Below are 19,832 nucleotides of genomic sequence, written 5' to 3' on the forward strand. Positions count from 1 at the left end.
TCAGGCTCCCGTCAGCGGCAGGCGCGCGGCCATCAGATAGTTGACCGCCGTGCTGCGGGCAAGACGCGCACGCCCGGCCCAGGGCTCGTAGGTCATGCCCGACACGTCTTCAACATCCAGGCCCTGCTCACGCACCCAGCGCCCCAGCTCGGCCGGAGTGATGAACTCCTGGTAGCTGTGGGTACCGGGCGGCAGCAGGCGGGCAATGTATTCGGCCCCGACAATGGCCACCGCGAAAGCGGCCGGAGTGCGGTTGATGGTGGACAAAAACAGCTGGCCACCGGGCTTGAGCAGGGCCCGGCAGGCGGCCAGGATCGAGGACGGATCGGGCACGTGCTCGAGCATTTCCATGCAGGTGATCACATCAAAACTGCCCGGCTGCTGCGCGGCCAGGTCCTCGGCACTGATCAGGCGGTAATCCACACTCACACCGGACTGGCGCGCGTGCTCGCCAGCCACGGCAATCAGCTCGGCCCCCAGGTCGATCGCGGTCACCTGGGCACCGGTGCCGGCTAGGGCCTCGGACAACAGGCCGCCACCGCAACCGATGTCCAGCACTCGCTTGCCCGACAGCGCACAGCGGCTGGCCACGTACTGCAGACGCACCGGGTTGAGCGCATGCAGCGGTTTCTGCGGGCCGTCAGCATCCCACCACTGGTCGGCCAGGGCGGCGAACTTTTCCAGCTCGGCCGGGTCGAAATTGCCTTCAGGCGATGCCTGCACCTTGCTCATTGAGTCACTCCGTCCTGTCAGCCACGAATGGTGGCAATGCGGTCACGCCACTGGCGCGCATTGGCGATGATGCCATCGATGTCCATGTCCACCAGCACCCGGTTTTCCAGCTTGGACACACCGGCAATCCAGACATCGCTGACCTGCTGCCGGCCGGTGGCGTACACCAGCTGGGAGATCACGTTGTGCAGCGGCTGGGTTTCCAGCGCGCCCATGTCCACGCAGACCAGGTCGGCCTGCTTGCCCAGCTCGATCGACCCGATGCGGTCGGCAAAACCCAGTGCCGTGGCCCCGCCCAGGGTGGCCGCACGCAGGGTGCTGGCCGCATCCAGCGCGGTGGCGTCATTGGCCACGGCCTTGGCCAGGATCGCCGCGGTGCGGTTCTCGCTGAACATGTCCAGGTCGTTGTTGGAGGCGCAGCCATCGGTGCCGATGGCCAGGTTGACCCCGGCCCGGGCCAGGGCGCAGGCCGGACAGAAGCCCGAGGCCAGCTTGAGGTTGGATTCCGGGCAATGCACCACATGCACGCCGTGCTCGGCGCACAGCCCGATCTCGTCGTCGGTGAGCTGGGTCATGTGCACGGCAATCAGGCGCTCGTTGACCAGGCCCAGACGCTGCAGGCGGGCCAACGGGCGCACGCCATGGTCACGGATCGAATCGCTGATTTCCTGCGCGGTCTCATGGGTATGCAGGTGCACGCGCAGGTTGTGCTGCGCACTCATCGCCGCCACCCGCTCGAAGTTGGCGTCGCTCACCGTGTACGGTGCATGCGGCGCCAGGGCGACATCGATCAGGCCATGCCCCTGCCACTGCGCCCGCACGCTTTCAGCCTTGGCAAAGTACTCGTCGCTGTCCTTGGCCCAGGCGGTGGGGAAATCGATGACCACCGCACCGACCAGGGCACGGAAGCCGTGCTCGGCGTAGGTACGCGCCTGCACATCGGGGAAGAAATAGTTTTCGTTGGCACAGGTGGTGCCACCGCGCAGCATCTCGGCAATGGCCAGACGGGTGCCATCGGCGACGAACTGCTCACCGATCACCGCGCCCTCCACCGGCCAGATGTGCTCCTGCAGCCAGGTCATCAGCGGCAGGTCATCGGCCACCCCGCGCAACAGGGTCATCGGATTGTGGGTATGCGCATTGACCAGGCCGGGCATCAGCACCGCATCGGGGCGGCTGACCACCCGCGCGGCCTGCCAGCGGACGCGCATGTCCTGCCGCGGGCCGATGCCCACGATCACCCCGTCGCGCACTGCCACGGCGGTGTCCTGGAGCACCAGCGCATGGGGCTGCACCGGCACCACATGCCCGGCCTCGATCAACAGGTCACAGGGTTGGGGAAGGTGTTCTGACATGAATGGCACTCCTGGAGACGGGTAATACGGGCTGCCCTGCCGGCAGCTGGGCCACAGTGGTTTGTGCCACTGCAGATACGACTCGGCGCCGGCGCCCAGGCTGGAAGGTCTCCAGCATGCGCACCGGCGCCGTCATCAGCGCGCCTTACTTGACGCGGCCGACGTATTCACCCGTACGGGTGTCGACCTTGATGATTTCTTCGTTGGGAACGAACAGCGGCACACGCACCACGGCGCCGGTTTCCAGGGTGGCCGGCTTGCCGCCGGTACCGGCTGTGTCACCCTTCACGCCCGGATCGGTTTCCACGATCTTCAGTTCGACGAAGTTCGGCGGAGTCACCATGATCGGGGTGCCGTTGAACAGGGTCACCACGCACTGCTCTTCACCCTTGAGCCACTTTTCAGCACCGCCCATGCCGTTCTTGTCGGCCTGGACCTGCTCGAAGGTCTCGGCCTGCATGAAGTGCCAGTACTCGCCATCGGCGTACAGGTACTGCATGTCGGTATCGACAACGTCAGCCGCTTCCACCGAGTCGGTCGACTTCATGGTGATTTCCTGCACACGGCCGGAACGGATCTGGCGGTAGCGCACGCGGGTGAAGGCCTGGCCCTTGCCCGGCTTGACGTAGTCGGTTTCGAAGATGACTGCCGGTTCGTTGTTGACCAGGATCTTCATCCCGTTCTTGACGTCGTTCATGCCGTAAGTGGCCATGCGTATGTCTCCTGAATGTTGCACCCGGCAGCAATGGCCGCCGGCCGTTAGAATGGGGGCGCCCACCAACTGCGGCGGGCGTTCGTTTTTCCATGACCGCACATGATACCTGTAGCCCCCGCCGCGCAAAAGCACAACGCAGACTCGCCCGCCCGCCCCGCCGCCGTGTGGCAGCAACTGTGGCGCCAGGCCGAGCGTGACCCTCGCCGCCTGCTGGCCCGTCTGGGCCTGGACGAGGCCGCCGCAAGGCTCTCCGAGGAGGCCGCCGCGCAGTTCATCACCCGCGTGCCGCAGGGTTTCATCAACCGCATGCGCCGCGGCGACCTGAACGACCCCCTGCTGCGCCAGGTGCTGCCGGTCACCGACGAGCTGGCCGTGGTACCCGGCTTCAGCCTGGATGCGGTTGGCGATGGCGCTGCCCGCAAGGCCACCGGGGTGATCCAGAAGTACCAGGGCCGGGCCCTGCTGGTGACCACCGGCAGCTGCGCGGTGCATTGCCGCTACTGCTTCCGCCGCCACTTCGACTATGCCGGCGAGAACGCGGCCCGCGGCAACTGGGCCGAGGCGGTGGCCTCCATTGCCAATGACCCCAGCATCGACGAGGTCATCCTGTCCGGCGGCGATCCGCTGTCACTGCTGACCTCCAAGCTGGCCGAACTGACCGATCTGCTGGCACAGATTCCGCACATCCGCCGCCTGCGCATCCATACCCGCCTGCCGGTGGTGCTGCCCGAGCGTGTGGATGCCGAACTGCTGGACTGGCTGCGCGCCCTGCCCTGGCCGGTGTCCCTGGTCATCCACGCCAACCATGCCAATGAATTTGACGCCTCCGTGTTCGAGGCGATGAACGCCCTGCGCAGCACCGGTATCACCCTGCTCAACGAGGCGGTGTTGCTGGCCGGGGTCAATGATTCGGTGGATGCGTTGTGCGCGTTGAGCGAGACCAGCTTCGCCGCCGGGGTGCTGCCCTACTACCTGTTCCAGCTGGACCGGGTCCAGGGCACGGCCCATTTCGAGGTCAGCGACGAGCGCGCCGCGCAACTGATTGCCGGGGTACGCGCACGCCTGTCCGGCTACCTGGTGCCACGCCTGGCCCGCGAGATCGCCGGCGAAGCGAGCAAGCGCCCGCTCTGAGGGTTGTCAGACCTCGCTCATGGCGAGGTCTTGAGCAACTGCACCAGCTGGGTCGAGGACAGCGGCCGGCCCAGCCAATAGCCCTGCACCAGGTCGCAGCTGCGCTGGGCCAGCAGGTCGAACTGGGCTTCCTGCTCGATGCCCTCGGCCACCACGGTGATCCCCAGCGCATGGCACATGGCGATGATCGCGGTGGTCAGGGCCAGGTCGTCCGGGTCGCGCTGCATGTCGGCCACGAAGCTCTTGTCGATCTTGACCCCGTCCACCGGCACCTGGCGCAGGTGGCTCAGGCCGGAGAAGCCGGTACCGAAATCATCCAGCCAGACCTTGACCCCGTGCCGGTGCAGCTTGTCCAGCAGCGAGGCGGCGAGCATCTCGTCACCGATCACCGCCGTTTCGGTCAGCTCGATATGCAGGCGGGAAGCCGGCAGGCCCGACTCGGCCAGGCAGGCCACCACCACGTCGGAAAGGTCACCGTTGCGCAGCTGGCGCGGCGACACGTTGACCGAGACGAACAACTGTTCACCACCGGCCACCGCTTCCCAGCGCCGCGCCTCCATGCAGGCCGCACGCAGGACCTTGGGCCCGAGCTGCTCGATCAAGCCACTTTGTTCGGCCACCTGAATGAATACAGACGGCGGAATGGCCCCCAGCTGCGGGTGCTGCCAGCGCAGCAGCACCTCCACCCCGACCAGACGCCGGTCACGGGTGCGGTAGATCGGCTGGTAGACCAGGTGCAACTCGCCGCGCTCCCAGGCCCCGCGCAATTCCTGCTCCATGTGCACGCGGCGCTCCACCGCATGGTCCATGGCCCGGCTGTAGTAGCGGTAGCAGTTCTTGCCGGCCAGCTTGGCCTGGTACATGGCGATATCGCCGTTCTTGAGCAGGCCGGTGGCATCGGCCGCATCATCCGGGAACAGGGTGATGCCGATCGAGCTGCCCAGAAACACATCGCGCCCGGACAGGGACAGCGGCTTGGACAGCTCGGCCACCAGCACCTCGGCCAGGCGCAGGGCATTGGCGGCGGTATCGCCCTCGCCGAGCAGGATCACGAACTCATCGCCACCGAAGCGGGCCAGCAGCGACTGGCTGCCACCGTGGCTGGTGACGGCCGCATTGATGCGTTCGACAAAACGCAGCAGCACGTCATCGCCGGCCTCGTGGCCGAGGGTGTCGTTGACCCGCTTGAAATCATCCACATCCACAAACAGCAGGGCCAGGCGCTGGCCGGCGGCGCTGGCCGAGACCATGCGCGACTCCAGCGCCTGACGGAAGGCCAGACGGTTGGACAGGCCGGTCAGGGCATCGGTATAGGCCAGCTTGCGCACTTCACGGTCATGCCGGGCGATGGCCTGGCTCATGGTCGAGAAGCTGCGCACCAGCTCGCCGATCTCGTCATTGCTGCCGGCATCGGGCAGTTCGACCTCGTAGTCGCCCTGCTCCATGCGCCGCGCCGCGGTAACCAGCGAGCGTACCGGCTGCACCAGGGTGCGCTGCACATACAAGGAGACCACCACCGTCAGCAGCAGCAGGGTGACCAGCAGCACCAGACCGGTGATCAGATGGCGACGCCCGACCGCCTCGATGCCCGAATCCAGCCGCTCCCCGGCAGCGGCCTGCTGGGCGCGCACCCCGTCCAGGTCGATGCCTATGCGCACCCCGCCCAGGCGCTGCTCCCCCAGCAACACCGGCATGGTCACTTCCAGCACGTGCTCGGTACGCTGCAGCAGCATCTGGGTGGCGGCCAGGGCCTTGTCGGCCAACGGATCATCCATGCGCCGGCCGAAATCGGCCACGGTCTCGCTGCCGTCATGGACCAGGTTGCCCCGGGCGTCGAAGACGCGCACATAGCTCACCAGCGGCTGCGCTTCCAGTGCATTGACCAGTTTGGCCACCTGCTCGCTGTCGCTGTAATACATCGGGTTGACCAGGGCCAGGGCCAGATCCCCGGCAAAACTGATCCCGCGACGCTGCGCCTCCTGCTCATACAACGAGCCGATCAGCTCTCCACCCAAGGTGCGCACCTCGGTCTGGAAGGCGCCCAGCCGGGCCATCCACAGGATCACCATGATTGCAGCAATCAACAGCGACACGCCCATCACCGCAATGGCGCGGGCCTGCAAACCAAAACGCATCTTTCTCATTCAACTTCCATCCTGACCCGCCGCAGCCCGCTGCGCAGCTCGTCCAGCCGCGCCTGCGAACCACGGTCAACCCGGGCAAAGGCCGATGTTCCAAAAAATTGCCGCAACGCCGGCGCCGCGGCCGGATCCTTGCTGGCTTCCAGCAGTACTTCACGCAGGCGCTCGCGCACGGCCACCGGCAGGTCGGCGCGGACCAGTTCCAGTGCCCGGGGAAAGCTTTCGGTGCGGTGGATGATGCGCAGATCGCGACGGATCCCCGGTGGCAAGGCCTCCTGGTTGTCCCAGTCGATATTGCTGAACACCCCGACATCAACCAGCCCGCGCTGCACCCAGGTGGCGATATTGCGCTCGCTGCGGGCATAGACGTAGCCCACCCGGTCTGCGGCCGGCACATCATCGGGGCCCATCAGGATTTCCGGCTGCACGCCATTGGCCAACAAGGTGGTCAGCGGCACCATGTAGGCACTGGTGGACATGGCCCCCTGCACCGCCAGGCGCTTGCCACGCAGCTGGGCCAGGCCCGACAGGGTGCTGTCACGACGCACAAAGAACACCGAGTGGTATTGCGCCACGCCATTGCGCTCGGTCAGCAGCAGGGGCTCGGCACCGCTGCGTTCTGCCAGCAGCACCGCACCGCCGGACGTCTCGCTGACCCAGTCCACCCGGCCACGACGCAGGTAGCTGGCCATCTGCTGGGCATCGCGGGCCATCAGGATGCGCCCTTCGGTGATACCCACATCGGCCATCCGCTGTACCACGTAATCCAGCAGTGGTTTGAGCTGGCCATGATGCTGGCGCGGGTCATCACTGATCCTGCCCAGTACCAGCACATGCTGGTCATCACGCTGCTGGGCCAGGCAGGCCTGCCACGGGTAGACACAGAGCAGCAGGGCCAGCAGCAGCCGGCCCGACAATCCCTGCACCACACACCTCAAGCGTTGCGATGACACCATGCGGGAGACTGGCCCGTGAAAACCCTGTCAATCCTAACTGATCCCTTAACCGTTTGGCAGCGGCCGGGGTCAGCCCTGGCCATTATCGGGACCGGCCAGCCGCGCCATGCGCTGGGCATCGGCCAGAATGCCGCGCAGCAGGCGCACTTCCTGCTCGGTCAGGGCCGCCTTGCCGAACAGCCGGCGCAACTTGCGCATGGCCGAATCCGGGCTGCGGCCCTTGTGGAAATCGATCGCATCCAGGGTTTGCCCAAGCTGCCCATAGAAGCCCTCGACCTGGTCATGGGTCGCCGGTTGCTCACGGAAACCCGGCTCGTCGGCGGCGGCCGCAGTCTCGCCCAGTACCGCCATGCGCACCGCATAGGCCAGCACCTGCACCGCGGCGCCCAGGTTGAGCGAGCTGAAGGCAGGATCGGACGGGATGTGGATGGCACGCTGGCACAGCTCCAGCTCGTCATTGGTCAGCCCGGTGCGCTCGCGGCCGAACACCACCGCCACTTCCTGGCCGGCAGCGGCCGCCTCCACCGCCTGCTGCGCGCCCACGGCCGGCAGCAGCTCTTCCAGCGCCACGCGGCGCGAGCGGGCGGTGCAGCCCAGCACCAGCTGGCAGTCGGCCACGGCCTCGGCCAGGGTCGCATGCACCGGCGCATCGACCAGCAGGTCATCGGCACCGGCGGCGCGGCGCATCGCCTCCTCGTCCACCCCCTTCTCCGGCGCCACCAGCACCAGACGGGCCAGGCCCATGGTCTTCATGGCGCGTGCGGCGGCGCCGATGTTGCCGGGATGCTGGGTGCCGACCAGGACGAAACGAATGCGGGTAGATGCGGACATAAACAAAAAAACTAAGGAGCCAGACAGGCGTAGATGGTAAACTGTCCGGCACGGCCAAAGGGCCGGACTGTTCTTTTCCCCCGCCATCCTCTGCCAATCGCCTTTACGGGAGCCTATCGCCATGCAGAAACCCGCCGTCACCGTCATGGTCAAGGCCGCCCGCCTCGCCGGCAACGTCCTGTTGCGCAACATCAACAAGCTCGAGGCGCTGAACGTGGTGCAGAAGGGCCGCATGGATTTCGCCAGCGAAGTCGATGCCGATGCCGAAAAGGTCATCATCAAGGAACTCAAGCGCGCCTACCCTGACTACGGCTTCCTCGGTGAGGAAAGCGGTTGCCAGAACCCGGGCCGCTACATGTGGGTGATTGATCCGCTTGACGGCACCTCCAACTACCTGCGCGGCTTCCCGCACTACTGCGTGTCCATCGCCCTGGTGGAAAACGGCGAGCCGATCGACGCGGTGATCTTCGACCCGTTGCGCAACGAACTGTTCACCGCCTCCAAGGGCACCGGCGCGGTATTCAATGACCGCAAGATCCGCGTCACCGACCGCAAGGACCTCAACGGTGCGATGATCCACACCGGTTTTGCCCCGCGCGAGCGCAACCGCTCCGGCGCCCAGCTCAAGGCCATCGACGCCCTGCTGGTACAGGCCGAGGACATCCGCCGCACCGGCTCGGCTGCCCTGGACCTGGCCTACGTGGCCTGCGGCCGCACCGACGCCTACTTCGAGGCCGGCGTGAAGGCCTGGGACATCGCTGCCGGCCTGCTGCTGGTGCGCGAAGCCGGCGGCCGCGTCTGCAACTACCGCGGCGCCCCGTATGCCCGCGTCGACGAACGTGGCCCGGAAACCCAGCAGATCGTTGCCGGCAACCTGAAGGTCAGCGCCGCCCTGCAGTCGGTCCTGGTCAACAGCGGCTACGCTGCCGAGTTCGACGTCAAGTAAGTTTTTGCTTTCATCGACGCTTATTGTCGGTACCACGGCGCGGGCAACCGCGCCGTATTTTTTTGCCTGCCGCCCTGCCGCCCTGCCTGCCTGCACCACAGCGCATTACCGCCGGCCCGGCCACGACGGCGGCGGCCGCATCGACAGCAGGACCAGCATCGGGCCGCGCACAAACAAAAACGCCCGGCCAGAAGCCGGGCGTTTCAATCAGCACCACCAACAGGCTTACATCGCGGTGCTGTTGCGCAGGGCAGCGATACGCTCTTCCAGCGGCGGATGGCTCATCAGCAGCTTCTTGGCTGTGGAGCCGGCAATACCGAAGGCCGCCACCTGCGCCGGCAGAGTGCTCTGGCCATGATTCATCTGCAGCCGCTCCAGCGCCGCAATCATCTTCTGCCGGCCAGCCAGCGAGGCACCACCGGCGTCGGCACGGAACTCGCGGTGACGCGAGAACCACATGGCGATCATGCTGGCGAAGATGCCGAACACCATCTCCAGCACGAACACGATGATGTAGTAGGCAAAACCACGCCCCTCACCCTCGCGATCGCCGGACAGGGCCGAATCGATGAAGCCGCCAACCACGCGTGCCAGCACGATGACAAAGGTATTGAGCACGCCCTGCAGCAGGGCCATGGTGATCATGTCGCCATTGGCCACGTGGGCGATTTCATGGCCCAGCACCGCTTCGGCCTCGTCCTCGGTCATGTTGTGCAGCAGACCGGTGGACACCGCCACCAGGGCGTTGTTGCGGTTGGCACCGGTGGCAAACGCATTGATTTCCGGGCCTTCGTACACTGCCACTTCCGGCATGCCGATGCCGGCCGCTTTGGCCTGGCGGGCCACGGTCTGGAGCAGCCAGCGCTCGGTATCATTGCGCGGCTCGGTGATCACCACCGCACCGGTGGAGCGCTTGGCCATCCACTTGGACAGCAACAGGGAAATGATCGAACCGCCGAAGCCAAAGCAGGCCGCCATCACCAGCAGGCCGGTCATGGAACTGGAGTTGACCCCTAGGATGGACATGACAATGCCGGCCAGCACCAGCACGGCCAGGTTGGTCGCCACAAACAAGGCGATACGGGTAAACATGTTCGACGCACTCCGTAGGAAAATCTGCAGGGTGAAATGTGCGGCTTCGACCGTCCTGATTCAAGACTGAACCTGAGTGAAAATTCAGTAATCCATGTCAAACACAGCTTATTGCGGCCGCTTCGCACCTTCCCCGACCGGCCCCCTGCACGCCGGCTCGCTGCTCACCGCCGTGGCCAGCTGGCTGCTGGCCCGGCATGCGGGCGGGCGCTGGCTGGTGCGGGTGGAGGATGTGGACCGCGATCGCTGCATCGCCGGGGCGGCCGAACACCAGATTGCCACCCTGGCCGCGTTCGGCATGACCTCCGATGGTCCGGTGGTCTGGCAAAGCCGGCGCGACGGGCTGTACCGCGCCGCCCTTGAGCGCCTGCTGGCCAGTGGCGATGCCTTTGTCTGCGGCTGCAGCCGGGCCCAGCTGGCGCACAGCGGCGGCATCCATCAGCACTGCGTCGCCCCGCCACGCACCGATGGCCGCAATGCCGTGCGCCTGTCGGTGGCCGGCAGCGGATTGATCCGCTTCGACGATGCCCTGCAGGGCCCCCAGTCCCAGGATCTGGCCGGCGAGGTCGGCGATGTGGTGCTGCACCGTGCCGATGGCTGCTGGGCCTATCAACTGGCCGTGGTGGTGGATGATGCCGAACAGGGCATCAGCGACGTGGTGCGCGGCGCGGACCTGCTCGACTCCACCGCGCGCCAGATCTGGCTGCAGCAACGCCTGGGCCTGGCCACGCCCGCTTACCTGCACCTACCCCTGCTCACCGATGGTCAAGGCCACAAGCTGTCCAAGTCGCAGGCCGCCTGCCCGGTGGATGCGGACCATGCCCCGCAGCTGCTGCGCTGGATCTGGCACCTGCTCGGCCAGGCCGAAGGCGCACTGGATGGCGCTGACAGCATGCCGGCCCGCCTGGGCCTGGCCCAGGCGCACTTTGATCCGCAGCGCCTGCCACAACAGCTGCCGCCCTCCCCTACAATGCCCGATCCCCTCCTGCGCAGGCCTACCCCATGACATCGCGTGTTGCACTGGTCACCGGCGGCACCGGCGGTATCGGCACCGCCATCTGCAAGCAACTGCATGACCAGGGCCACCGCGTGGCCACCAATTACCGCGATGCCGGCAAGGCCCGCGCCTGGCAGCAGAGCATGCAGCAGGCCGGCTACACGATCGCCCTGTTTCCCGGGGATATCGCCGATACCGCGCAGTCTGCCGCGCTGATCGCCGCCATCGAGCAGGACCTGGGCCCGGTGGAGATCCTGGTCAACAATGCCGGCATCACCCGCGACACCACCTTCCACCGCATGCAGGCCGAGCAGTGGCACGAGGTGATCAACACCAACCTCAACTCGGTGTTCAACGTCACCCGCCCGGTGATCGAGGGCATGCGCCGGCGCGGCTGGGGCCGGGTCATCCAGATCAGCTCGATCAATGGCCTGAAGGGCCAGTACGGCCAGGCCAACTACGCTGCGGCCAAGGCCGGCATGCACGGCTTCACCATTTCCCTTGCGCGCGAGAATGCCGCCTTCGGCATCACCGTCAACACCATCTCGCCGGGCTATGTGGCCACGGACATGGTCATGGCCGTGCCCGAGGAAGTGCGGGCCAAGATCATTGCCGACATTCCCACCGGCCGCCTCGGCAAGCCGGAGGAAATTGCCTACGCAGTGTCCTTCCTGGTCGCCGAGCAGGCGGCCTGGATCACCGGCTCCAACCTGGACATCAACGGCGGCCACCACATGGGCTGGTAAACACGCCCACCGCCACGCCTGACAGGCAGCCGGGCTGTCAACATGTACCTTTGCCTGTTGCAAGCCCTGCTGCGCTGCGCCATGCTGCGCCTACGACGAGGGAGACGACCGCTTCATGTCTGCAATCCGCATCATCAAGAAGTATCCGAACCGCCGGCTTTACGACACCGAGATCTCCAGCTACATCACCATCGAGGATGTGCGCCAGCTGATCCTGGAAGGCGAGCAGTTCGAGGTTCGTGACGCCAAGAGCGGCGAAGACCTGACCCGGTCGGTGCTGCTGCAGATCATTGCCGACCAGGAGCAGCAGGACGGCGAGCCGATGCTGTCCACCCGCATGCTGTCCCAGCTGATCCGCTTCTATGGCGATTCACTGCAGGGCTTCATGGGCAACTACCTGGAGCGCAGCATGCAGGTCTTTCTGGACCAGCAGCAGGTGTTCCGCCAGCAGATGGGCAACCTGCTCGGCCAGGGCCCGTGGGCGATGATGAACCAGCTCACCGAGCGCAACATGGAGCTGTGGCAGGAGTTCCAGCGCAACATGGGCACCGGCTTCACCCCGCCGCGCCCGGGCAATACCCCCGAGCCGAACGATACCCGCAGCAGCGCAGAAGGCAGCAGCAGCCGTCGCACCACGCCGCGCAGCGGCCCGACGCGCCGCTGAGCAACCCCAGCGACGCGCACATCCACCTCAACGCCGGCTACGCCGGCGTTGTTGTTTCGGGCAGGCCGCGACGGTGCAGATACGCTCCACCGTATGCCCCCTGGCCTGCAACTGCTCCACCAGGCCATCACTGCCGACCAGATGCAGCCCGCCCACCACCACCAGGGTGGTGCCGTGGCCGTCGGCCAGCCATTGCGGCAACTGTGCCAGCCAGGCCTGGTTGCGCTGCACGTTGATGGCCTGGTACAGGGCCGGATAGGCCGTCTTCAACGGCTGCCCGGCCTGGGCCCAGAAAGCGGCGGTTTCACCACTGCGCCAACTGGCCAGCAAGGCCTGGAAGCGGCGGCCATTGCTGGCGGCCTCGTCCAGCGCCTCGGCCAGCATCTGCTGCTGCTCCTGGCTGCCCATCGCATCGAACAGGGCGATCTGGGCCAGGCCGTCCTCCAGGCCCAGCATGGACTTGCCATCAGCCTGGCCGCGCGCCATCAGGTGGCGGTCCAGGCCCAGCTCGGCCTGCATGCCGGCCGCGGCCATTTCCTGCAGGGAAATGGTCAGCGCGGCAAACCACGGCTTGAGCATCTGCAGGCGCTCGGCCGGCATGCCGCGCTGGCTGGCCCAGCCACTCAACTGCTGCCACTGCGCCGCCGGCAGCTCGTCCTGCAGGCGGCCGCTGCGACGCACGCCCGAACGCAGCATGGCCTGGCCCAGCTGCGGGGAAAGCATCTGCTCGGGAGCCAGCTCGAACACCAGACGGTCAGCCTGGGCATAGGCCTGCTGCACATCGGCCGGCAGCGGGTAATCACGCTCCTGCAGCAGATGGATCGAGCCGAGCAGCAATACTTTTGACTCCCCCTGGCCACGCACTTCCCACAACATCGGGACCCAACCGGTGGCGGTTGTGGCGGTCAGCGCCGCTGGCCGCGCCAGGGTGCCGGCGGCCGCGCCCGGCTGGGCCAGACCCAAGGCCAGTACGCTGGCAGCCAGCCACTTGATCATCGCCTTCATGCTCCGGCCTCCTGCGCCAGCGGCTTGTGGGCGTAGGCCTTTTCACCGGCCTCGATGCGCAGGTCCAGGCGGTTTTCTGCCGGCGGCAACGGGCAGGTGGCATAGATGGTGAAGGCACACGGCGGGTTGTAGCTGCGGTTGAAATCCAGCACCACCGCCCCCTGCGCATCCGGCGCCGGCACATCGATGTAGCGCCCGGCGGCATAGCTGCCGTGGCCACTGGTGCGATCAGCCATGATCACCAGCAGGCTGCCGTCCGGGTTGCCCACCGCCTCCAGGCTGTAGCGCTGGCCACCACGCTCGAATTCCAGGCGCCCGGGATTGGCCAGGGTGTTGTTCATGCCGACCATGTCCACCACCTGCAGGGTCCGCGCCGGGGTGTGGGCGACAAAGCGTGCCGGCACCGCCCAGCGGCGATCAGCCGGCCAGTAATCCAGCCCGGCGAACTGCTGGCGGGTCGACGCATCGGCATGACGCACGCGCAGCGCCTGATGGCTGCCCCGCTGCAGCAGGCTGATGCTGCCTTTGCCTTCATCAAAGGTGATCACCGTCGGCTCGGCATCCTGGTCGCTGTGCCAGAGGATGCGCCCGCGCACCGGCTGGTCATTGATGCGCAGCTGCGCACCGGCCTCGGGCGTGAACCAGACCTTGCCATCCTCGCGCCGGATCAGGCCCATCTTTTCCGGGCCCACGGCCAGGCGCAGACCACTGGTGGCGCCACTGCCGATGTAATGCGCCTTCAGGGTCAACCAATGCAGGCCGACCAGGCTGGTCCAGCCATCAGGCTGCACCAGATGGCTGTGGCGCTCGATGCGCCAGGCCTGGTTGTCATTGAGGAAGGCCAGGTCATCGGCCGATACCGAGGCCTGCTCGCCGCCCTCGGGCTTGTCCTTGCCACCGCAACCGGCCAGCACGGCCAGGCATGCGCCGAGCAGTACGCCCAGCATCTTCTTGTTGTTGTCCATCAACGTCCCCGCAAGAACCAACGATCAATCTGTGCCAGCGTGAAGCGCGCCCAGGTCGGACGGCCATGGTTGCACTGGCCCGAACGCTCGGTGGCCTCCATGTCACGCAGCAATGCATTCATTTCCACCACGCTCAAGCGCCGGTTGGCGCGCACCGCCCCGTGGCAGGCCATGGTGGCCAGCAGCTCGTCGCGGGCACTGTCCACCCGCTGGCTGTGGCCGTGTTCGCGCAGGTCGGCGATCACATCGCGCAGCAGGTTGGCCGGCTCGGCATGGGCCAGCAGCGCCGGTACCGAGCGCACCAGCAGGCTGCCCGGGCCGGTACGGGTCAACTCGAAGCCCAGGCTGGCCAGCGCTGCCGCTTCACGCTCGGCGGTTTCGGCCTCGCGCTCGCCCACCGCCAGGGCCAGCGGCACCAGCAGGGGCTGGGCCACCAGGCCGGTGCTGTCATGGGCCGCCTTCAGGCGTTCATAGCCAATGCGCTCATGGGCCGCATGCATGTCCACCACGATCAGGCCTTCGGCACTTTCAGCCAGGATGTAGATGCCATGCAGCTGGGCGATGGCATAGCCCAGCGGCGGCACCTGGCCATCGGCACCGGCCGGCGGCAGGCCGCCCTGGAAATCGACCGGCATCGCAGCCACTTCCGCCGCCGGGGGATTGGCGTACAGCGCGGCATAGGCGCTGGGGGCATCGGCCACCTGCAGGCCGAGCGGGCTCTGCCGTGGTGCCCAGCCGGCATTGCCGGGCATGCCGGCGGGCGTGCCGCCAGCCGAACCCCGTGACAGGGAAAAACCGGCGCCTGGCGATGGCGGGATCAACGTCGAATCGTGCGGCACCTGGCCAGACACCGTGGCACTGACCTGTTCGCCACTGAGCCCGGCACGGGTCTGGGCCAGGGCGTCCTTGAGCGTGCGGTAGACAAAGTCGTGCACCAGGCGGGCATCACGGAAGCGCACCTCGTGCTTGGCCGGGTGCACGTTGACATCAACCCGGGTCGGGTCCAGCTCCAGAAACAGCACATAGGCCGGGTGGCGGCCATGGAACAGCACGTCGGCATAGGCCAGCTTGACCGCATGGGCCACGCTGCGGTCACGCACCGCCCGGCCATTGACGTAGAAATACTGCTGGTCGGTGGAGGCACGCGAATACTGTGGCAGGGCAATCCAGCCATGCAGGCGCAGGCCGGCACCGGTGTGGTCCACACGCAGGCACTGGCCGGCGAAATCCTCGCCCAGGGTCTGCTCCAGGCGCAGCTCCGAATACAGCTCGCCGGGCTGGTAGCGCCGCGAGGGCTTGCCGTTGTGGGAGATGCGCAGCTCCACATCCGGCCGGGCCAGGGCCAGCGAGCGCAGCCATTCCTCGATGTGGCCCAACTCGGTACGCTCGGCGCGCATGAACTTGCGTCGTGCCGGCACGTTGTAGAACAGGTCACGCACTTCCACCGTGGTGCCCGCAGCATGCGCGCGCGGGCTGACCTCGCCGACCCTGCCGCCATCGACCTGCAGCGAGGCGCCGTGCTCGGCATCGTGGCGGCGGCTGGCCAGGGTGAAGCGGCTGACCGAGGCAATGGAGGGCAGCGCCTCGCCACGGAAGCCCAGGGTTGATACCGCTTCCAGGTCATCCAGGCTGGCAATCTTGCTGGTGGCATGCCGGCTGATCGCCAGCGGCAGCTCGTCGGCAATGATCCCGCAGCCGTTGTCGCGGATCCGGATCAGGCGGGCCCCGCCCTCCTCCAGATCGATGTCGACCCGGCTGGCACCGGCATCAATGGCGTTTTCAACCAGCTCCTTGACCACCGAGGCCGGGCGTTCGACCACCTCGCCGGCGGCAATCTGGTTGATCAGGATTTCAGGCAGCGGACGGATGCTCATCGGCGCATCGTCCAGCGCACAGCCAACAGGCAGGGGGATACGGGCATGGACACAGCAGCAGCTCGAAACCGACAGCCTGCAATGATAACGCGCCGGCCCGTCCGCACCGCGCCGCAGATTGGCTCAGGGGCTGCCGCGGCCGGTATTGCCGCGCGCACTCTCTGCCTCGGCCTGGGCCGCAAACAGCGTGCCCGGCGGCGGCTGCCGCGAAAAATAGGTGTGCACGCCATCAAGCACGGCCGCGGCCAGCTGGCGCTGGAAGGCCGGCTGGAACAGGCGACGCTCTTCATCCGGGTTGGAGATGAAGGCCGTTTCCACCAGCATGGCCGGCATGTCCGAGGTGCGCAGCACGGCAAAGTTGGCCCGCTCGATGTTGGGCTTGTGGTTGTTGCCAATCCGCTTGAGGCCGGAAAGCACCTGCTCGGCAGCCTCCTCGCTGGCCTTGAGCTGGCCACTCTGGGCCAGATCCAGCAACACGTTGGCCAGGGTGCCCTCGGCCTGGCGCAGGGCCACACCACCGATCAGGTCGGCCGCATTTTCCTTGTCGGCCAGCCAGCGCGCACGCTGCGACGATGCCCCCTTGGTGGACAGCACGTACACCGAGGAGCCACGCGCATTGCGGTTCTCGGCCGCATCGGCATGGATGGAGATGAAGATGTCCGCCCGGGCCTGACGCGCCCGCGCAGCGCGCGCATTGAGCGGAATGAACACATCGCTGTCGCGCACCAGGAAGGCGCGCAGGCCCGGGGTGGCATCCACCTGCCGGGCCAGTTCGCGGGCCACGGCCAGGGTGACATTCTTTTCGTGCTTGCCGGTCGGCCCCACCGCGCCCGGATCCTGCCCGCCGTGGCCGGCATCAATGGCCACCACCAGCTCACGCATGCCGGCGCGCATGGCCACCGGCGGACGCCGCGCAGGCGTCGCTGCCGCCGTGGTAGCCGGTGCCGGTTCAACCCGGGCAGCAGTGGCTTCGGTGGCACCGGTGCTGGGCGGTGGCGGCGGCGTATTGACCACCGCGCCCTGCAGGATGCTGGCCGGATTGCCGGCACTGGCCGCCGCAGCCGGTGCCGACGACGGGGTGTTGTTGATCTGGGTTGCACCGGCGGTAAGCAGGGCGGTGGCACGTGCAGCCTCCGCGCGCGTCTGCGCGGCACTGACAGCCGGGGCAACAGGCGCCGTGCTGCCCGCAGCAGACGTATTGGCCGCTGGGTTGGCTGGCGCGGTCGTTGCCGGGGTCGACGAGGATGCACTGCCCGGCCATTGCAGCACCAGGGTCGGCTTGGCCCCTACTACCCATTGCGCAGGCATGGCCTGGACCGGAGCACTGAGTTCAAAGACCACGCGTACCGTGCCCGGAGTCGGGTTGCCGGTGCGCACGGCCGTGACAATGCCCGAGGCCGGCGGCAGCTTGAGCCCGCTGGCCACGCTGGACTGCTCGAAATCCACCACCAGGCGGTAAGGCTGGCTCAGCGACAACGTCCGGTAAGCGCCCTGGCTGTCGACCACGATCTCGGCACGGGTGCCCGAAGCGCCGCTTTCCAGGCTCACCGCCTGCAGCTGGGCTGCTTGCACGCCAAAGGATGCCGCCAGGGCGAGGGCAGCAAACAAACCGGCAGCACGGGCGGTCCGCATAAGCATGTCGGCGATCTAACCACCACCGATGTGCAATTGCAATGATTTTCCTTTAGCAATCCGCAGCCTGCAGCACTTACCTTCAGTAAGCGTAGAGCTAACGGATGCAACTGGCAGGCTCAGCGATGGCCGAGTGCCTGCAGCCAGGCCTGGCCGGCGTCGGTATCGGCAAGCAGGCGGGCCGAGCGCCCTTCCCCTTCCATCGCCAGTTCGATGCGCAGGTCCGGCGCCGGCAACACACCGCCGCCACGCTGGGGCCACTCCACCAGCCACAGGCTCGCCGCCCCCTCGTCCAGGCCCAGGAAATCCAGCTCTCCCGGGTCACCGATGCGGTACAGGTCCATGTGCCAGGCCTCGCGGCCATCGGCCAGCGGGTAGCGCTCGACCAGGGTGTAGGTCGGCGAACGGATGGTGCCGGTGACCCCCAGCGCGCGCAGCAGGGCCCGGGCCAGGGTGGACTTGCCTGCCCCCAGATCGCCATGCAGGTGGACTACCGCCTGTGCCGGGCGGTGGGCGGCCAGGCGCTGGCCCAGGTCATCGGTGGCGGCCGCATCGGCCAGGTGAAGCTGGATCATCAAACATCTTCCGGGTTGGCCAGCACCCGCAGGTGCGGCATCAAATCAGAGGGCATCATCCCATATGGGTGGCGGCCGGCCGCCAGGTCACCCGCCGCGGCATGCAGCAAGGCCCCGCCACGGGCCGCCTGCAGCGGGCTCAACCCCTGCGCCAGCAGCGCAGCAATGACCCCGGTCAGCACATCACCCATGCCACCGACCGCCATCCCGGGGTTGCCGGCATCCACCAGCCACGGCAATGCCTGCGGCGCACCGACCAGGCTGCCGGCGCCCTTGAGCACCACCGCACAATCGTAACGCTGCACCAGCGCGTGCAGGGCAGCCAGACGATCGGCCTGGATGTCGGCGGTACGGCAGCCCAGCAGGCGCGCCGCCTCGCCCGGATGCGGGGTGATCACACTGCCGGCCAACGGCCGTGGCGCGGCCGCCAGCAGGTTCAGCGCATCGGCATCGAGCACCTTCGGCAGGTCACTGGCCAGCACCTGCGCATACAGCGCGCGGGCCCAGTCATCACAGCCCAACCCCGGGCCCAATGCCAGCACACCGGCCGCGCCCAGGCGTGCCTTGAGCATGTCAGCGGCGGCGGCATCAAAGCCCATCAATTCGGCACAACTGGCCAGCAGGGCCGGCACATGCACCCCACAGGTGGCCACGCTGACCAGCCCGGCACCACTGCGCAAGGCTGCACGCGCGGCCAGCAACACCGCCCCGCCCATGCCATGGTTGCCGCCCAGCAGCAACACATGGCCATTGCGGCCCTTGTGCCAGTCGCGCTGACGACGCGGCAGCAACGCTGCCAGATCGCCGGCACCCACCCGCCACGCACACGGGCTGCCGCGTTGTTCCCGTGTCAGGCCATGCTCCAGCCCGGCCACCTCGACAGCGCCGACATGATTGAGCGCTGCGCCGGTATACAAGCCAAAACTGGGCAGCAGCATGGCCACGGTCTGGGTGGCCTGCACCGCCACTCCGGGTACGCCGCCGGTATCGGCCATCACCCCGCTGGGCAGGTCGATGGACAACACCGGCACAGCGCTGGCATTGAGCTGCTCGATCAGGGCGGCCAGTTCACCTTGCGGGGCACGCGACAGGCCCAGCCCGAGCAGGGCGTCCACCACCACGTCGGCCTCCGGCAGCTGCCCGCGCCAAGGCAACAGCTGGCCGCCACTGGCCAGGTAATCGGCGCAGGCGCGCCGGGCCAGGGCGGTACCCGGGCCGGCATCGGCCAGGGCCAGCACCTGCACCACGCAGCCGTCCTGCAAGGCCAGACGCGCCAGTACATAACCATCGCCACCGTTGTTGCCCGGCCCGGCCAGGACCAGCACACGCCCGGCCTGAGGCCAGCGCCGGCGCAGGCTCGACCAGGCCGCCTGGCCGGCGCGTTGCATCAAGGACCAGCCGTCATCGCCACTGGCGGCAATGGCCGCCGCTTCCACTGTGCGCAGGCAGGCGCTATCAAACAGTTCACTCATGGT

General features: G+C 67.3%; 18 protein-coding genes. 5 read left to right on the forward strand and 13 right to left on the reverse strand.

From position 1 onward, the window contains the following. From ubiG to efp, 3 genes are all read right to left on the reverse strand, one after another. On the reverse strand, positions 1–732 hold the full coding sequence (ubiG, locus tag ABB30_RS02145; RefSeq protein ID WP_057636665.1) for a bifunctional 2-polyprenyl-6-hydroxyphenol methylase/3-demethylubiquinol 3-O-methyltransferase UbiG: 732 nt from the start codon (positions 730–732) through the stop codon (positions 1–3). A gap of 17 nt (positions 733–749) precedes the next feature. Next, positions 750–2,087, reverse strand: coding sequence for a TRZ/ATZ family hydrolase (locus ABB30_RS02150; RefSeq protein ID WP_057636666.1), 1,338 nt, complete (start codon positions 2,085–2,087; stop codon positions 750–752). A 145-nt stretch (positions 2,088–2,232) separates the two neighbouring features. Next, the gene (gene efp, locus ABB30_RS02155; protein ID WP_057636667.1) at positions 2,233–2,799 is read right to left on the reverse strand and encodes an elongation factor P; all 567 of its coding nucleotides are present in this window, start codon (positions 2,797–2,799) and stop codon (positions 2,233–2,235) included. 102 nt (positions 2,800–2,901) lie between these two features. Here efp and epmB point away from each other — a divergent pair, with 102 nt between their 5' ends. Beyond that, positions 2,902–3,933 (forward strand): EF-P beta-lysylation protein EpmB, encoded by a 1,032-nt coding sequence (gene epmB / locus ABB30_RS02160; protein WP_083489630.1) that lies wholly within the window; start codon positions 2,902–2,904, stop codon positions 3,931–3,933. A 17-nt stretch (positions 3,934–3,950) separates the two neighbouring features. On the opposite strand, the gene ABB30_RS02165 is transcribed toward epmB, so the two are convergent. The 3 genes from ABB30_RS02165 to ABB30_RS02175 form a co-directional block, all read right to left on the reverse strand. Next, positions 3,951–6,077 carry a putative bifunctional diguanylate cyclase/phosphodiesterase gene (locus ABB30_RS02165; protein ID WP_057636669.1) on the reverse strand — a complete coding sequence of 709 codons (2,127 nt, stop codon included), beginning with the start codon at positions 6,075–6,077 and terminating at the stop codon, positions 3,951–3,953. After that, positions 6,074–7,030: a phosphate/phosphite/phosphonate ABC transporter substrate-binding protein gene (locus tag ABB30_RS02170; protein ID WP_057636670.1), complete on the reverse strand. Its 957-nt coding sequence runs from the start codon at positions 7,028–7,030 to the stop codon at positions 6,074–6,076. The genes ABB30_RS02165 and ABB30_RS02170 overlap by 4 nt, the downstream gene beginning before the upstream one ends. Before the next feature lie 69 nt (positions 7,031–7,099). Continuing rightward, positions 7,100–7,861, reverse strand: coding sequence for an RNA methyltransferase (locus tag ABB30_RS02175; RefSeq protein ID WP_057636671.1), 762 nt, complete (start codon positions 7,859–7,861; stop codon positions 7,100–7,102). 121 nt (positions 7,862–7,982) lie between these two features. On the opposite strand from ABB30_RS02175, the gene ABB30_RS02180 reads away from it, so the two are divergent. Beyond that, positions 7,983–8,807 carry an inositol monophosphatase family protein gene (locus tag ABB30_RS02180; RefSeq protein ID WP_057636672.1) on the forward strand — a complete coding sequence of 275 codons (825 nt, stop codon included), beginning with the start codon at positions 7,983–7,985 and terminating at the stop codon, positions 8,805–8,807. 225 nt (positions 8,808–9,032) lie between these two features. Here the strand turns inward: ABB30_RS02180 and htpX are convergent, their stop codons facing one another. Continuing rightward, positions 9,033–9,899, reverse strand: coding sequence for a protease HtpX (gene htpX, locus ABB30_RS02185; protein WP_057636673.1), 867 nt, complete (start codon positions 9,897–9,899; stop codon positions 9,033–9,035). A 94-nt stretch (positions 9,900–9,993) separates the two neighbouring features. Between htpX and gluQRS the strand changes: the two genes are divergently transcribed. The 3 genes from gluQRS to phaR all read left to right on the forward strand — a co-directional run bounded on the left by gluQRS (position 9,994) and on the right by phaR (position 12,306). Continuing rightward, positions 9,994–10,905: a tRNA glutamyl-Q(34) synthetase GluQRS gene (gene gluQRS / locus ABB30_RS02190; RefSeq protein WP_057636674.1), complete on the forward strand. Its 912-nt coding sequence runs from the start codon at positions 9,994–9,996 to the stop codon at positions 10,903–10,905. After that, positions 10,902–11,642, forward strand: a complete 741-nt coding sequence (gene phbB, locus ABB30_RS02195) for an acetoacetyl-CoA reductase (protein WP_057636675.1) — start codon at positions 10,902–10,904, stop codon at positions 11,640–11,642. The genes gluQRS and phbB overlap by 4 nt, the downstream gene beginning before the upstream one ends. Positions 11,643–11,757: 115 nt before the next feature. After that, complete coding sequence (gene phaR / locus ABB30_RS02200; RefSeq protein ID WP_245626399.1) at positions 11,758–12,306, forward strand: polyhydroxyalkanoate synthesis repressor PhaR; 549 nt, start codon at positions 11,758–11,760, stop codon at positions 12,304–12,306. 27 nt (positions 12,307–12,333) lie between these two features. Here phaR and ABB30_RS02205 read toward each other — a convergent pair whose 3' ends face one another. From ABB30_RS02205 to ABB30_RS02230, 6 genes are all read right to left on the reverse strand, one after another. Continuing rightward, positions 12,334–13,311 (reverse strand): TraB/GumN family protein, encoded by a 978-nt coding sequence (locus tag ABB30_RS02205; RefSeq protein ID WP_083489631.1) that lies wholly within the window; start codon positions 13,309–13,311, stop codon positions 12,334–12,336. Continuing rightward, positions 13,308–14,276 (reverse strand): DUF1684 domain-containing protein, encoded by a 969-nt coding sequence (locus ABB30_RS02210; protein WP_057636676.1) that lies wholly within the window; start codon positions 14,274–14,276, stop codon positions 13,308–13,310. The genes ABB30_RS02205 and ABB30_RS02210 overlap by 4 nt, the downstream gene beginning before the upstream one ends. Continuing rightward, the gene (mutL, locus tag ABB30_RS02215; RefSeq protein WP_057636677.1) at positions 14,276–16,150 is read right to left on the reverse strand and encodes a DNA mismatch repair endonuclease MutL; all 1,875 of its coding nucleotides are present in this window, start codon (positions 16,148–16,150) and stop codon (positions 14,276–14,278) included. Before mutL ends, ABB30_RS02210 begins: the two co-directional genes overlap by 1 nt. Positions 16,151–16,273: 123 nt before the next feature. Next, a complete protein-coding gene (locus ABB30_RS02220; protein WP_057636678.1) occupies positions 16,274–17,782 on the reverse strand; it encodes an N-acetylmuramoyl-L-alanine amidase in 1,509 nt (502 codons plus the stop codon). A 119-nt stretch (positions 17,783–17,901) separates the two neighbouring features. Next, complete coding sequence (gene tsaE, locus ABB30_RS02225; protein WP_057636679.1) at positions 17,902–18,357, reverse strand: tRNA (adenosine(37)-N6)-threonylcarbamoyltransferase complex ATPase subunit type 1 TsaE; 456 nt, start codon at positions 18,355–18,357, stop codon at positions 17,902–17,904. Beyond that, entirely contained in the window at positions 18,357–19,829 is a 1,473-nt protein-coding gene (locus ABB30_RS02230) for an NAD(P)H-hydrate dehydratase (RefSeq protein WP_152980505.1), read from the reverse strand. The genes tsaE and ABB30_RS02230 overlap by 1 nt, the downstream gene beginning before the upstream one ends. Between the last annotated feature and the right edge of the window lie 3 nt (positions 19,830–19,832).

The sequence above is a fragment of the Stenotrophomonas ginsengisoli genome, from assembly GCF_001431485.1.
In the GTDB taxonomy this organism is placed as follows: domain Bacteria; phylum Pseudomonadota; class Gammaproteobacteria; order Xanthomonadales; family Xanthomonadaceae; genus Stenotrophomonas; species Stenotrophomonas ginsengisoli.